This window comes from Thalassotalea nanhaiensis (assembly GCF_031583575.1).
GTDB classification, from domain to species: domain Bacteria; phylum Pseudomonadota; class Gammaproteobacteria; order Enterobacterales; family Alteromonadaceae; genus Thalassotalea_A; species Thalassotalea_A nanhaiensis.
Genome location: NZ_CP134146.1, coordinates 2,025,055 through 2,038,874 on the forward strand (window position 1 = coordinate 2,025,055; position 13,820 = coordinate 2,038,874).

The 13,820-nt window shown below is 37.8% G+C and carries 12 protein-coding genes; 3 read left to right on the plus strand and 9 right to left on the minus strand.

All coding sequences use genetic code 11. The features are described 5' to 3' along the window. Positions 1 to 165: 165 nt before the first annotated feature. Positions 166 to 921 carry an acetoacetate decarboxylase family protein gene (locus tag RI845_RS08880; protein ID WP_348389379.1) on the plus strand — a complete coding sequence of 252 codons (756 nt, stop codon included), beginning with the start codon at positions 166 to 168 and terminating at the stop codon, positions 919 to 921. Between the two features lie 122 nt (positions 922 to 1,043). Here the strand turns inward: RI845_RS08880 and RI845_RS08885 are convergent, their stop codons facing one another. From RI845_RS08885 to RI845_RS08920, 8 genes are all read right to left on the minus strand, one after another. Then, positions 1,044 to 2,417, minus strand: a complete 1,374-nt coding sequence (locus RI845_RS08885; RefSeq protein ID WP_348389380.1) for a hypothetical protein — start codon at positions 2,415 to 2,417, stop codon at positions 1,044 to 1,046. Continuing rightward, positions 2,404 to 3,078 (minus strand): hypothetical protein, encoded by a 675-nt coding sequence (locus tag RI845_RS08890; protein WP_348389381.1) that lies wholly within the window; start codon positions 3,076 to 3,078, stop codon positions 2,404 to 2,406. The genes RI845_RS08885 and RI845_RS08890 overlap by 14 nt, the downstream gene beginning before the upstream one ends. Beyond that, positions 3,072 to 4,067, minus strand: coding sequence for a vWA domain-containing protein (locus RI845_RS08895; RefSeq protein ID WP_348389382.1), 996 nt, complete (start codon positions 4,065 to 4,067; stop codon positions 3,072 to 3,074). The genes RI845_RS08890 and RI845_RS08895 overlap by 7 nt, the downstream gene beginning before the upstream one ends. Beyond that, positions 4,060 to 5,106: a vWA domain-containing protein gene (locus RI845_RS08900; RefSeq protein ID WP_348389383.1), complete on the minus strand. Its 1,047-nt coding sequence runs from the start codon at positions 5,104 to 5,106 to the stop codon at positions 4,060 to 4,062. Before RI845_RS08900 ends, RI845_RS08895 begins: the two co-directional genes overlap by 8 nt. Beyond that, positions 5,103 to 5,609, minus strand: a complete 507-nt coding sequence (locus tag RI845_RS08905) for a DUF4381 domain-containing protein (RefSeq protein WP_348389384.1) — start codon at positions 5,607 to 5,609, stop codon at positions 5,103 to 5,105. The genes RI845_RS08900 and RI845_RS08905 overlap by 4 nt, the downstream gene beginning before the upstream one ends. Before the next feature lie 23 nt (positions 5,610 to 5,632). After that, positions 5,633 to 6,583: a DUF58 domain-containing protein gene (locus tag RI845_RS08910; protein WP_348389385.1), complete on the minus strand. Its 951-nt coding sequence runs from the start codon at positions 6,581 to 6,583 to the stop codon at positions 5,633 to 5,635. Between the two features lie 46 nt (positions 6,584 to 6,629). Continuing rightward, positions 6,630 to 7,598, minus strand: coding sequence for an AAA family ATPase (locus RI845_RS08915; RefSeq protein ID WP_348389386.1), 969 nt, complete (start codon positions 7,596 to 7,598; stop codon positions 6,630 to 6,632). A gap of 140 nt (positions 7,599 to 7,738) precedes the next feature. Further along, complete coding sequence (locus RI845_RS08920; protein WP_348389387.1) at positions 7,739 to 8,761, minus strand: hypothetical protein; 1,023 nt, start codon at positions 8,759 to 8,761, stop codon at positions 7,739 to 7,741. Between the two features lie 288 nt (positions 8,762 to 9,049). On the opposite strand from RI845_RS08920, the gene RI845_RS08925 reads away from it, so the two are divergent. Beyond that, positions 9,050 to 9,988, plus strand: a complete 939-nt coding sequence (locus tag RI845_RS08925) for a LysR family transcriptional regulator (protein WP_348389388.1) — start codon at positions 9,050 to 9,052, stop codon at positions 9,986 to 9,988. 86 nt (positions 9,989 to 10,074) lie between these two features. Here the strand turns inward: RI845_RS08925 and RI845_RS08930 are convergent, their stop codons facing one another. Further along, the gene (locus tag RI845_RS08930) at positions 10,075 to 11,094 is read right to left on the minus strand and encodes an AraC family transcriptional regulator (RefSeq protein ID WP_348389389.1); all 1,020 of its coding nucleotides are present in this window, start codon (positions 11,092 to 11,094) and stop codon (positions 10,075 to 10,077) included. A 191-nt stretch (positions 11,095 to 11,285) separates the two neighbouring features. On the opposite strand from RI845_RS08930, the gene RI845_RS08935 reads away from it, so the two are divergent. After that, complete coding sequence (locus RI845_RS08935) at positions 11,286 to 13,655, plus strand: TonB-dependent receptor (protein WP_348389390.1); 2,370 nt, start codon at positions 11,286 to 11,288, stop codon at positions 13,653 to 13,655. The last annotated feature ends 165 nt before the right edge of the window (positions 13,656 to 13,820 follow it).

The window sequence follows — 13,820 nt, forward strand, 5'->3', positions numbered from 1 at the left end:
GAAGGAGGAAGATATTTAACGTGCCTTTAATTGACGAATAAAGACCTTAAAAATTAAGGTAATACAATTTTTGTGAAATATGAGCTTTAATATCAAGTTAAATATCCTCTCTATATTAACCTATCGAATGAAACTAACAGCCATCGATAAATAGAGAGAACAGATATGGGAAAGTTTACAGTAAATCGATTTGGTCAAAGTGGTCCTGCACACAGTCCACTTTACCAGGTTCCCCTACAAGTGAAAAACACCACCAACATAATCTATCGTTACCAAGCTGATCCAAGTGAAATAGAAGATATATTACCGGAGGGCTGTGAGCTTAGATCTGATGGCAGTGCAGTCGTACAGGTACTTGTTCAAATTTGTGATCATTTACCTATGCCTTATATTGGCACTTATGTTTTCCCAGAATGTACCTTTGATGGCAAGGATTATTGCTTTGAATATTTCCTAATGGTTAACAGCGATGTGGCAATGGCATCGGGTAGAGAATATTGGGGAGATTCTAAAAAAATATGTTATGCAGAAGTTAGTTTTGAGAGTAATGAAATTTATAGCAAATGTCAGCGTCCTAAAGGTTTGTCATTGGTTGAAACTCACTTTAGAACTGAGGTACAAATACCTGCCGAAGAAGCGCCAGAAATGCCGCCGGGTTTATGTTTGAAAATGATCCCTAATGTAGAAGGTAAAGGCTTTGATGTACATCAGTACGTAGAAGATGATGCGCAATTTGTACCCTCTACTGATGCTGCAGGTCGGTACGAAATTTATAAAGGTACTGGATCTGTGTGGATGCCTGCTGAAACTGACGTTTGGCCAATACATAAATTAAAGCCGATTAAAATGCTAGACTGCTATCTGGTCAAAGGGGATATGGATTTTAATCCAGGCACTATTTTAAAAGACTTCAATAAGTAAAAAATAGAAAAGGGCAGTCATTCCCGCTGAGGCGGGAATACTTTATTTTGCCTATTTTTGACACAAGTAGTTTTAACCAAATATCACATAAACCTCTGCGTTCACATTCAGTGAGATGGTTTTTAATTTAGCTTCATATTAAATTTAACGGGTGTAAAAAAGTGAGTTTCAAATTTTTTATCGATAATGGTTTGTAACAACGCTTTAGCGCTTTGTTTTGAAACAGAGTCTGTCATCTGTTTTTTGTCATAGGCTAAAGTAAATAGCAGCTGGAGCGTTGCTTGTTCTTTATCATTTTGAATCAAAGCCTTTAGTGCCGGCTTGTTATTATGTTTAATATCGGCAATTTGATATAAGCAAGCAAGTGCGACTTGGTGTTCGCTTTGTTCAATAGCGTATAGGTAACGATTAACTAACGCCTTAAAATGTATACGTTGATTAAAATGCGCTGTTATTACTTGTTTGTTTTGCCTGATAACTTTAATAATCGCCAAAAGAAACAAAAGCGCAGTACAAATCACAATTACTAACCACCAATTAATAGTCGATGTGCTAGTTTGTGGTTGACTCTCTGCTTTTTGTGGTGCGTTTGCGATGATTTCTTCACTAGACTCTCCCACTTGAAAGCTCATCTCTGGCATTGTCACAGTCTTAAGTCGTTTTTTGGTCGTGTCCCACCAAAGGACGGTTTCAGCAGGAAGTTTATAGAGTCCTTCTTGCTGAAAAATCAGTGTAACTGATGAGGTTAAACGAGTCTGACTTATGTCGCTGAGAACATCGTAACCATCTGATTTGTTAGTTGGTTTTTCATAAGTTTGCGCGCCGTCAAACTGAATGGGCTCAAAGTCAGGTAACATAACGCCATGTAAATTATCGCCGTGGATCTCTCTTTTTATGGTAATAGCGCTTCCAATGGCAAGCGCCTGTTCAGGTTGCTCAGTAATTTCACGGACAACGTCTAATTTCGAACTAGCAATATAACCCTTTACCTGTTTAAGTTTCTCGGTTTGAGTGATATTAAACGTGTATGCTTGTGTCTGTATTTTGCCAGAAACCACATTTCCTTCGATGTTAATGAAGGCTTCTGTAGCAATGGGGGCAACGTTATATTCCCCTTCCTTTAGTGGGTACAGGGCGACTTCTTTGGTTTGTATGTACCATTGTTTGCCTTTTATGGTTTTTGTTTTAAAGCCTGTTCTAGCAAAAGGTTTAGAGACAATAGCATTTTCGATATCGAAAAAGTCTATTTTCATATTGTCGCTAAAATCATGGTAACTGATTAACTCTATTTCCAATATCGCTTGCTGGCGAGGGACAATTTGGCTTTGCTCTTTTAGGTTTACTGATACCTTTAGCAATCCATCTTGCATTAAGTCATCAACCGATAGCGGTGCATTCGCTGAACTAACAGTACTAAAAGTCACTAATAAAGCGAGTAAAAACAACTTGGACATTGTTTTAGTTGAGTATTGATATAGTGCTTTAACGGTTTGCATCCACATACTCCTGTTGGAACTTCTTCTTTAAAAATTTAGTGGGGTTTTGTTCTACTTGCTGCAACCACATTTCTCCTGTCATTTTTGCTTTATTTTTTTGTGGTTGGTCTTTAATTTTCGCCAACTCTTCTTTGCTCATTTGTACCGCGTTGTCAGGCGATGGGCTACCGCCACCTTTTGTTTTGGTTTTTACCTGATTTTTTGCCAGTTCTTTTACAATCGCTAAGTTATGCTGAGCTTGAACATGATTTCTATTATTTTCTAAAAGCTTTTCATATTTTGTAATGGCCAAATTGATATTTCCCGCATGTGCTAGGGCATTGGCTTCGCCAAATAATGCTACTTCACCAGGAATTTGAGAGTAAACGCTAGCAGCTTGTAAAAACTCACCGTTGGCATAGTAGCTATAAGCGATCCAGTGTTGATTAGAGAACGTAAGTGCTGCTTTAGCAAACTCTTCACGTTCAACCATTAGCATGGCTTGTTGGTCTCGACTAAGCCATAAATTAACAAATGGCTGAGGATTGCTATAAATTATTGTCGTAATTAGCAAAAGAGCAGTTAATAACCAGCGCGATTTGTAAGCTTTGACATTTTTTATTAACTTAGCAAAAGCACTTGGATTAGAAGGCTGATTTACGATGTTGATATGATTTACCATTGCATTGTCCATCCTTTTCTAAACCAAAGAGCTTGTAATGGGATCAATAAAAACAATAATAAGTAGCCTGCATCAAACCAAGGTAGTGAGTTGTCATCAACATTTTGCAAGGTATTGTTTAGTGAACGTAATACCATTTCTACATCATCAGAGTTATGAGTAAAAGGTACCATATTACCATTGCCTACATCTGCTAACTCTCCAAGCAAGTTTAAATCATTTGCGCTTAACCCGGCGCTGCTGGCCAAGCCGCTATCTGGATTTTCACCAATCCCCCAGACAACGAGTTGGTGGGGAGTGCCTGTTAATAGGTTTCTAAAGCCGGTAACCGCTAACTGGTTGGTTTGATCAGTTAACAGCAAAATACTTGATGGTGCTTTGACCTGCGCCAGTAAAGCTTCTGCTGCTGGTAATACGGATTGTGGTATTTTACCACTGGCTGGCATTATGCTGCTATCTAAGACATCGAGAAAATGGCGTATCATTTCGTTGTCTTGAGTAATGGGCATAGCTACATGAGCAGATCCTGCAAACGCAATTAGGGCTGTTTTAGCATCACCACGCTTCTGTAATACCTCATTAATTTTTTGCTTGGCACGAAGTAATCTTGATGGTTGCAAATCGCTCGTGTTCATACTGGCAGAAACATCTAAGCCAATAATCAATACCGACTCATCAGTAAAAAATGGCGTAGGTTGTTGTTTCCATGTTGGTCCTGCCATGACTAGCGTGATGATCACAGCAAACAGCATAAATAACCTTTTGGGAGTGAGCCGCCTTTTTTGTTGTTCTTTGATGGCTAAGTGGTAAATCATTGCGTCTGACATATGACCTTGCCATTGCGACAATGAATCCTCACTCTTTACCACAAAGCGCATAAATAAATACATAGGAATGATGGCCAATAGCCACCATGGACGTAAAAAGTGAAAGCCGGCAAGTTGGTGCAAGGCTAGAATATCAATAAAATCGAGCAATAAATCAGGCACGATTCACCTCACTTATATCATCTGTTGTGTTAGTTGATGAACCTGATATAAATATCGCCTCTTTTCTTCTAAACAAATTAGCGATTAAAAATAAAATGGCAATCAGCAGATTTGTGACAAAATAAATACCGATTGTCCAGTGGTGTAGGCTGGTTCTTGGACGATATGAGGATGTTTCATAAAGCTCTTGTTCTAGCTCATCAATGGTATCGTATGCTTGGCTTAACTCAACTTTGTTGAGTGCTTGGAAGTTTTTTCCGCCAGTAATACTAGCAACTGTTTCTAGGGTTTTAATATCCATTTTATAGTCGCCCTCACTAGCAGGATCACCAACAGCGATGGTGTAAATCTTGATATTATTTTCGGCTGCTATTTCAGCGGCTTTAATTGGTGGCATGGCTGAGCCTGTATCCTCTCCATCGGTTAGGAGAATAAGTACTCGTTGCTTTTTACTGTCTTGTTTAAAAATATTAATTGCTAAGCCAATAGCATCACCAAATGTTGTTTTGAAACCAGCGTAGCCTAATTTAGTTTGGTTGAGTAGTTGCTGCCAAGTTGCAGTATCCTCGGTAAATGGCGCTTGTAAATAGGGAGCATCAGCAAAAAGGATTAAGCCTAATCGGTCATGTTGACGTCGGCTGGCAAACTCATTTAATACATTTTTGGCGGCTTCTAAACGGGTAATTTTATTCCCCGCTTCATCAGTAAAATCTTTTTCAGACATAGAGCCCGATAAATCAAGGGCAAACATAACTTCGCGTGCAGACTTCTTCTGCTCTATAGGCTCTCCAACCCATTCAGGTTTGGCAATAGCTACTATTAAAGCAACCCAACCAATAACCAATAAAATACGCTGTAGCATGCGTCGATTAAGCTTCACTGCTCCTTGCTTAGGTTGTTCTCCTGATAAAGCAGCCAAACGTTGAAAATAAGGTACTTGAATCGAATCTTTTTGCTCTTTATAGGTTGGGAACAACCAATAAACAAGAAAAGGCAAAGCAATCAGGCTAAGCAACCAAGGGTAGGCGAGTTCAATCATAATTCCCCCTGATGATATTTTATCCACTGACTAATTTGTTGTTTAAGCTCATTAAACTGCATGGTTGTTAACTCAGGTGTTGGGCTATAAGCTAGGTGGTTAAGTAATCCTGAAATAGGCGTTTTCGAAAACTCTGTTTGTGAACATTCTTGATCTAACCAAGTCTCCAAAGCCAAACCAGTAAGTTCAGCTACACTCTCTCTTTTATATGCATATATAGCTGTTTTTTTGAGTAAAATTGGCAGCTTTTGAAGATCTTCTGTGCTTTGTGTTAATAGGCTTAGTTGTAAATTTGCCCAGCGTCTGTAAGCATTATCCATATAATGTTTAAATACACGGTAAAAGCGATAACAAATAAATAGCACGAAAAGAAACAGTAATATTTGCCAACCGAGCGTTTCAGGCCACCAACTGATATTCTCTGGGCGTGATACTTCTATAAATTCTTCAACCATGGGGTTGCCATTTTTGGGCGTAAACGAGTTACTTGCTTGCGTTTGCATTTTAAAAATTACTCCTGCTACCTTTATTCAACAACTAAACCTAACGCCTTCCTAAGCTGAGTTTCAGTAGGAAGTAAGGTGTTAAAAGGTAAAAGCGGTATTCGGTATTTACGTGCCGTTACTCTAAAGTTATCAATTGCTTGCTTAACATCTTTCTGGAAGTCTTGTTTCAATTGGGATTTGTCAGAGGAAACTTCTATTTGCATAGCACCATCACTGACCACCATTTGCTTCATACTCGCTAACTGATGTTCTAGTGGATCGGTAACATGACAGCAAATAATATCGTTGTGCTGGCTAATGTTTTTAACTAATTCTGCACATTTATCATTCCAACCCATACCATCACTTATAAAAATAACTAAAGCATCGTGGCCAACAATTCTCATCGTCTGCTCAAACATGTTTTCCAATGACACACTGGCATTAGTATTAGCCACACCACTGTTTAATGCTTGATTTTGCTTACAAACTTCAGCTAAAAACTGCAATACATGGTGCTTACTGCGTTTGGGAAGAGTGGTCAGACAGTTTTGGCTATTAAAAACAATACCTCCGACTCGGTCCGTAGCTTCTAGCGTACGCCAAGCAACCAGGGCGGCGATTTCGGCTGCGATAACAGATTTTGTTTTGCCTTTGCTACCAAAGAACATAGATTGTCGTTGGTCGACCAACAAAAACACGTTGCGTTCGCGTTCCTCTGTATATACTTTTACGTGTGGTTTGCCAGTTCGCATAGTAACTTTCCAGTCCATGGTGCGTATATCGTCACCCAACTGGTACTGGCGCATTTCTTCAAAATTTAAACCGCGACCTCTCAATTTAGATACATTTTTACCTGCCAAAATACTGTTAATTGGCTGCTTGGGGTTAAATGAAAAGCCATGGGCTTTAAATTGTAGCCGTGTAAGTACATCTAAATTGGTATAGATATTAAGATCAAATTCATCTACTTTTTCTGGTGTTTTAGCCATGTGTAGAGTCTCTCAGGTCATCATAAATAAGTAGTTAACTTGAAGGCTAAGCCACTGCAACTTGCTTTAATATTTCATCAATTACTTGGTCGGGCGTAACGCCTTCAGCAAGGGCATCATAGCTTAGCATCAACCTGTGACGTAACACGGCATGAACAACTTGGCGAATATCATCTGGATCGACAAACTCCTTATTGTTTAGCCAAGCCATTGCACGTGCGCTTTTATCTAATGCCAAACTTGCACGTGGGCTTGAACCTACGCGTATCCATTTTGATAAGGGTGAATCAGGGTAATTCTCTGGCTCACGTGTTGCAATAATAATAGACACCATGTAATCAAGCACTGAATCACTGCAATGAATATCAAAGATTTGTTCTCGAGCGTCAAAAATACATTGTGGGTCAATTGGTTGAAATGATTCTTGGGTTGGCTTTTCTTCGCCACGAACCAATTTGATAATTTGGGCTTCAGCAGCCTTATCAGGGTAATCCAAGTTAATTTTCATGAGAAAACGATCCATTTGAGCTTCAGGTAAAGGATAGGTTCCTTCTTGCTCTACTGGGTTTTGTGTTGCTAGGACCATAAATAGTTCGGGTAATTTATGGGTTTTACCAGCAACGGTAACTTGCCTTTCTTCCATAGCCTCTAGCAGGGCAGCTTGTACTTTTGCCGGAGAACGATTAATTTCATCTGCTAGCAACAAGTTGTTAAATATCGGTCCCTGTTGAAACGTCAGTGTTGGTTTTCCTTCAACTTCTTGATAAACCTCTGTGCCCGTTACATCAGAAGGTAATAAATCAGGTGTAAACTGCACACGACCTAGGTCAACCGACAAGGCTTTAGCTAATGCTTTGATAGAACGGGTTTTTGCTGTTCCAGGAAGGCCTTCTAACAGCACGTTACCATTAGTTAAAAGTGAAATTAATAAGGTTTTGACCATATGCTTTTGGCCAATAACAGACTTTTCCATTTGGACTTGTAGTTGCTTGATGGTATTCAACGTATCGCTCATTGCTACTCCTAAATAAAACAAAATATTGCTATTAATCTTAAACTGTCATAGTTAAATTAATAACTATGACAAATAATGATTTGTTTAAAAACTTAATAGAAAGCTTACTGCATAGCAGTAAGCTTTTATTAATTATTGAATTACTTCTGTGCTTTAACAGCAGAGATGATTGGGTCTTCAGGAGCATCCATAACTTTTTGGTTCACACCATAATGACGACTGGTAAATGTAAAGTCAGTGCCTTTGGTATCGATGTTATTTTTAGCATTGTCACCACAGTTAAATGAAACGGTAATAGTGCCATCGGCGTTCTTATCCCATCGATGAGAGTTAATATTGTTAACCCCTTCCATTAAGTATTTGCTGCTGTCATAAGCGGTAATTGAAGTGAAAAACGCGTTCTTAGGATCTTCAAAGGTTGATGTATAACAAATACTTGCTTTCATTTTTGGACTGTTTGCGTATTTATTGCCCACCATAGCTTCAGGGCTTGCGCCACCCCAGCCAGCCGCATTTTCTAAGTTCCACTGATGTAGGTCGGTAACTGTATCTGAGGTGCGTGGAAAGGTATAAGTAAACTTACTCAAATTATTTACTTCTTCGGTGTACTTTTTAACCCACGCCTCTACTTCTTCGTAGTTGTATGGTTGCACTTGGTAGTCGACTGCATAGTTAAACTGGCTAACATCCACTTTTTCCAATTCTGCACGAGCTGCTTCAATGCCGTTTTCAGTACCTGAGCGATAAATAAAGAATGCGTAGTCTGATTCAATCGGTAAATTATAGTTGCCATCTTCAACGACATAATGCTGGCCATGACCACGCTCAGTTACTACTTGCACAGCCATGTAGTTATCTGTTTCAGGGATGTTAAAGGTTACTTTACCGTCTACCGCTTTTACAATTGCAATACCGTAAAGAGTATCATCGTTCATTTGTACAGTTGGTGCATCCTTTCCACGAGGCGGTAAGCCTTTCATTTTTGCAAATTGCTTGTTTGCCCCCAATGCTACCCAATTACGAAAATTACGAGCAGTCTCCGCATGAGTGAAATTATCTTCAGTCACAGTTAATGATTTTGCTTGCTCTGAGCTGGCGATTGGAGTGTAAATTGAGAAAACTGTAGTAATAGATAATGCAATAATAGAAGTCTTAAAGTTCATGTGGTTACCTTTTTAAAAGCTTAAGTAATTGATATTCATACTAAACTATAGTGTAGTTTTTCACGAATGCCATAAAAATTTCGTGCACTAAAAATTGAATATAAAAATCCTATCAGATGCTTAAATCCTTCAAGAGTATAGCCCTTGAATTTTCTTTAAACAGTCAACCTTTTCAGGATTGTAAAGTTCAATATTTGTTCAGATGGGGCTAGTATAGATACTTTTGATTTATTCGTAAAATGAGTTATTCTTATTTATCAATATAACCAAATGGAATAGTGGGTAAGAGTGGAAAGTGAACAAATACTATCCAGAATAGATTTAAATTTACTAATAGCGTTAAGTGTATTGTTAAAAGAGCGCAATGTGAGTAGGGCTGCTGATAAATTGTTTATCAGTCAACCAGCGATGAGCAAAACTTTACAAAGGCTCAGGGACACATTTGACGATCCAATGTTTTATCGAACTAGCGACGGCATGATGCCTACAGAGAAGGCGCAATACATTGGTAAACAATTGCCTTATATTATTGCCAGATTGGAAAAGCTAGTTAGTTCACCTGATTTTAGTGCGGCTTTATGTGATAAAACCTTTTCAGTATCTATTCCACCATTATTAGCTCATGGCTGCATTTTAAATTTATATGAACGTCTCGCTATTGATGCTCCAAATGTCAGCATTAGTGAGCATCCTCCCATGTCTAATCCATTTCAGTTATTGGAGAGTGGAGAATTAGATTTTGCGGTTTATTCAACTAATGATGTGCCTGCATTATTTAATGCGACTTACATAGGAAATGTTGACTTAAGTATCTATGCTGGGCCACGACACTCGTTGACCTTAAAAGATAAGGTTACTTTAGAGGATTGTTTACAATACAAATTTGTAAATTTAATTGTGGAGTCACGCTCAAAGATGAGTTTTTCTCACCCAGTAGATAACTTGCTTATCAAAAAAGGAGTAGAGCGTAAGATTAAGTTTGCAAGTCACCAATTACAAGTGCTAGTTGATATCTTACAAACAACAGATAATTTACTTATAGGCCCAGCAAAATTTACTTCACAACTAAATACTGTTACTAATTATGTTCCTGTTTTTAACTTTGGTTTACCCGAAAGGGAACGGATAAAATTCTATTTACTCGAGCATAAGCGTACACAGGAAAGTGCAGCTCATGCTTGGTTTAAACAATTATTAATAGATAGTTTATCAAACTTTAATCGTTAACAATTTAAGAGGTTGAAGCCGTATGATTGTTTAAGTTACGAGGGATCCTAGCTTCGTACTCTAGTTATACCAATAAAGCAAAGCCATCATATCAATTTCGCTTTAGCTTGTTTTCTATAATAGCTAGGTGAATGATTTGTTTTTCGAAGAAAGAAATGATTAAAGGCACTGTGTTCTGAATAACCTAGTGATAACCCTATTTGATTAATCGATAATTTATTCTCAGAAAGCAGAGATTTTGCAATATATAACAAAACTTCTTCTTTAACTTTTCTAAAGCTTAAGCCTAATTTTGCTAATCTACGCTTTAATGTGCTGATTGACATAAATAATTCTTTAGCAATAACTTCGCTGGATAACATATTATCGCTGAGGTTTTTCATGATCAGAATTCTGACCTTTGCTTCAAAACATTCTTCTATCACCATTTTATCTATTATTTGATCTGCAATAGGCTTAATAACATTGATTAAGTTCTCATTTACAGAGCTATATCGACGTAACAGTAATTTGGTTTCTATATCAAAACTATTATAGGGTTGATTGAAAAATAAGTTTTCACCAAACACTTCAGTTAACGGTGTAATATCAGTAGGTGCTGGATTTGAAAAGCATACTTTAAGTGGTTTCCAATCAAAGTCTAATTTTTGCGATATTTGATCGACAAACCAAGCCAATGTCCACTCGTTGTCATGTCTGTGAGAATTCTTCGTAGGAATTGAGTCGCTATATCTGAAACTCATATACGATTTTTTGGGTAGCAGTTCTAATTTTGCCGGTCGATACAGTATTGGGTAGTACTTTATCGATGTTTCTAAAAACGTCTTTATGGTGTTTGACTGTTCCAACAGATAACCATAAATCCCAAGGTCTTTGATAAGAGTGCCTTTGGCAAGTTTAATGCCTATATGATGATCAGATGTTATATCCTCCAATACGCTCAGTATTACTTCCAACTCATCAATTGATATTTCAGCACTGTTAGTAAGCATAGACTCGAAATGCTTTGGCAGTTTATTTTGTAAAACCTCGCAATCAATACCTACATTTTCAAGTAACTGCAGTAACCACTTTTCATTTTTTTCTATTTGAGAATTAGGGCTCATAAAATTCCAATGTTTTGAAATCGACTCATCTTTTATATTTTAGCGTTGATTGAGCTGTTTTATCAAGTTTTCAGTGCGTTGCCTTGTTATTAATACCCTTGGTTACAAAAAATCACGCATAACAACAATTTAATTATAAGTGTGAACATCGTTAAAAGTCGCTATTACACAGATTTGAGGAAGTACTAGAAATGAAAAAAACGCTAACAGCCGTATCTATCGCTCTTGCATTAAATTCAATTGGTGTTTACGCAGCAGTGAGTATAGAAAGCACTGCTACTCCGAATACAAGAAGCATTGAAGTAATTGAAGTAAAAGCCCAAAAAAGAACACAGAACGTGCAAGAAGTAGGTATTGCCGTATCCGCTTTCTCAGGGGATGACTTACGTTCTATGGGGATCACTCAATCAAATGAAATCGCTGCACAAGTACCCAATGTTACAATTGGCAATAATGGCGGCTCTGATGGCTTACCTTTATTTTTTATCCGCGGTGTTGGTTTAACTGACTTTTCCAATGCGAACTCTGGGCCTATTGCCATTTATTCTAACGATGTATATTTAAAAGCTCCTCGCAGCCAAAATTTTGCGTTATTTGATATTGAAAGTGTCGAAGTTTTAAAAGGGCCACAAGGAACATTATTCGGTCGAAACACATCTGGTGGTGCCATTTTATTTAATTCAGTCAAACCTACCGATGATTTTGAAGGAAACATTAACATTGATGCTGGCAGTTTTGGCACCTATGCCGTAGAAGGGGGGATTGGGGGCGCATTAACCGAAAACTTAAATGCTCGCCTTGCTGCTAGGTACTCTGAGAGTGAAGGTCATCAAGATAATTTATTCACTGGCGACACACAAGCTCAACCAAAAAAATGGGCTGCTCGTACAACGTTTATATATGAAGTCAGTGCAGACTTAAATATTACCGCAACCTTGGAAGCAGGTTCAAAAGATGGTGCTAACACCGCAGGTAAGTTTAGAGGAATAATTGACCCTGCCACAGGGGGGCTTTGTTCTCCAAAGCATTCGCAAACTTATACATGTATGAATGCATTAGGAGAGTTTCCTGTATCTGACGATCCATTAGAAGTAGAAAACAACTTGGTAATGGACCACACCGAAGATTACTCTTCGGCAACATTACGCTTAGATTGGGATTTAACCGACAATATCAGTTTTGTATCGATATCAAACTATATGGAGTTAGAAGCATTTCAAGCGGATGATACTGATGGTGGGTCAACTCAAATATTGGAGTTATTTTTAGATGAAGAGTCTGATCAAGTAACACAAGAGTTGCAGTTGTTAGGTCAATACGACGATAGCTCTTGGGTTTTAGGTATGTATTACTTAAAGGATTCAGCTAAAGCAAATCATGATTATGCCATTTTACAAGAGTTTGCCCCTATATTTAACAGTATACCTACAGACACACTCGTTGATTATGTGCAAGGTGCTTTAGGTGGCTTGTATGGCTTAGCTGGTTCAACCGGTGTATTTAATGAAATATATGATCAGGAAGTGGAAAGTGTTTCAATTTTTGGTCAATACGAAACTAAATTATCTGAAAAATGGAACTTAACCATTGGTGCCCGTTATACCGACGAAAAAACTACAATGTTATTAGACACAGTATTGGATGCTAATTTATTACCTTTCGATGTAAATGGTGACGGTAGTGCTGATATGTTTTTGAGAGGAGCAATACCGGTAGTTCATTTAGATGATGAAGTGTCTGATTCAAATTTATCGGGTAAAGTCGGTTTAAATTACCAAATTGATGAAAACGTCATGCTTTACTCTTCAGTGAGTACAGCATTTAAAGCACCAGGCTTTAATACCTCTGCAGTGTTTTCTAATAATGAAGCAAAATCGTTTGATTCAGAAGAAGTTACAGCCTATGAGTTTGGTGTTAAATCTGACTTGTTAGACAATCAACTAAGGGTAAATGCCAGTATTTTTAGTTACGATTATGAGAATATGCAAGTGTATACTTCTCGCGTTACTCAAAGTGGAGTTCCTGCTCGTTTTATAGATAACGCCGCCGAAGGTGAGTACCAAGGTGCGGAATTAGAAGTTATCACTATGCTTACCGAAGATCTAAAATTCCAGTTTGGTTTTGGTTATATTGATGCTGAACTAAAAGACTTTTTAAGCGAAACATCAGTTGACCCAGTAACTGGAGTACCTGTAGTTGAAGATTTATCTGGCGCAACAACAGCATTTACGCCTGAGTATACTGCTAATGTTATGCTTAACTATTACTGGGAAATGCAAGTTGGGCTCGTTGATTTCCAAGTAGATTATAGCTGGCAAGATGAGGTTTATCACAATACCGACAATACGCCTTACAAAATGACCGATGCTTATGGGTTGTTAAATGCACGCGTTATGTGGACCAATGAAGAAACAGATTTAAGTCTTTCTGTTTGGGCAAAAAACATTACTGATGAAGAATACGTTTCTTACACTTCTGGCTTGGAATCATTAGGGATCCTTAATGACTCTATTGGGTTGCCAAGAACAGTGGGTGTTTCTCTTTCTTATCAATTTAATTAACTGCAATAAAGGTTTAACTGAAAGTGCTGATATATAGTCAGCATTTTTTATAAGTTCATTGCTTGACCTTATTTAGAGCTAATTTATCAATTAAGCATAAATTTAGCCTATATACTTATTCAAGTTACATTATTTATCTTCAAACTTTATTAGATGCTTGGTTAA

What these genes read in the sequence shown, in the direction of transcription:
- RI845_RS08935 (WP_348389390.1), top strand. Translation starts at nt 11,286, where the DNA reads ATGAAAAAAACGCTAACAGCCGTATCTATCGCTCTTGCATTAAATTCA.
- RI845_RS08885 (WP_348389380.1), bottom strand. Translation starts at nt 2,417, where the DNA reads ATGCAAACCGTTAAAGCACTATATCAATACTCAACTAAAACAATGTCC.
- RI845_RS08900 (WP_348389383.1), bottom strand. Translation starts at nt 5,106, where the DNA reads ATGATTGAACTCGCCTACCCTTGGTTGCTTAGCCTGATTGCTTTGCCT.
- RI845_RS08905 (WP_348389384.1), bottom strand. Translation starts at nt 5,609, where the DNA reads ATGCAAACGCAAGCAAGTAACTCGTTTACGCCCAAAAATGGCAACCCC.
- RI845_RS08910 (WP_348389385.1), bottom strand. Translation starts at nt 6,583, where the DNA reads ATGGCTAAAACACCAGAAAAAGTAGATGAATTTGATCTTAATATCTAT.
- RI845_RS08920 (WP_348389387.1), bottom strand. Translation starts at nt 8,761, where the DNA reads ATGAACTTTAAGACTTCTATTATTGCATTATCTATTACTACAGTTTTC.
- RI845_RS08890 (WP_348389381.1), bottom strand. Translation starts at nt 3,078, where the DNA reads ATGGTAAATCATATCAACATCGTAAATCAGCCTTCTAATCCAAGTGCT.
- RI845_RS08880 (WP_348389379.1), top strand. Translation starts at nt 166, where the DNA reads ATGGGAAAGTTTACAGTAAATCGATTTGGTCAAAGTGGTCCTGCACAC.
- RI845_RS08930 (WP_348389389.1), bottom strand. Translation starts at nt 11,094, where the DNA reads ATGAGCCCTAATTCTCAAATAGAAAAAAATGAAAAGTGGTTACTGCAG.
- RI845_RS08915 (WP_348389386.1), bottom strand. Translation starts at nt 7,598, where the DNA reads ATGAGCGATACGTTGAATACCATCAAGCAACTACAAGTCCAAATGGAA.